The 466-nt window shown below is 60.9% G+C and carries 1 protein-coding gene; it reads left to right on the top strand.

Annotation, left to right across the window (positions count from 1 at the left end; translation table 11 throughout):
* Positions 1-55 precede the first annotated feature (55 nt).
* The gene (tnpA, locus tag GTA51_RS21635; protein ID WP_439333345.1) at positions 56-406 is read left to right on the top strand and encodes an IS66 family insertion sequence element accessory protein TnpA; all 351 of its coding nucleotides are present in this window, start codon (positions 56-58) and stop codon (positions 404-406) included.
* Positions 407-466: the final 60 nt, after the last annotated feature.

Here is a 466-nt window from a genome sequence, read left to right as displayed (position 1 = left end):
CCCTTCTTACGCCTCCTGAATTTTCTGGCATGGAGTGTCCCCAGGAGGGGCGACCATGGTAGCATCGGCACCGGAGCATAGATCCGAAAAGGCGGCGTATTGGGCTGGACATATTGAGACATGGCGAGGCAGTGGTCTGAGCCAGGGGGCTTACTGCCGGCGGCAGGGTCTTTCCCAAAGTTCATGGGGCTATTGGCGGAAGCGTTTGGCGAGATTGGCCAACGAAGAGGCAGCGCCTTGCTTCGCAATCGTCCCTGTGCCGCTGTCTGCGTCGCCTCAGGGGGACATGGCAACCACGCCTGAACCGATGTTGGTGCACGTGGGCAACGCCTTTCGCATTGAGATCAGAGGCGACTTCGCCGCGCCGGTGCTGGAAAAGCTTGTCCGCACGCTGACACGGCTATGATGCTGCCGGCAAACGACGTCCGGGTTTACTTGGCCCTGGGGGCCACGGACATGCGCAAGT

This window comes from Solidesulfovibrio aerotolerans, assembly GCF_009856865.1.
GTDB classification, from domain to species: Bacteria; Desulfobacterota; Desulfovibrionia; order Desulfovibrionales; family Desulfovibrionaceae; genus Solidesulfovibrio; species Solidesulfovibrio aerotolerans.
The sequence above is the reverse complement of the archived record's forward strand: the minus strand, read 5'-3'. Positions and strand labels throughout refer to the sequence as shown.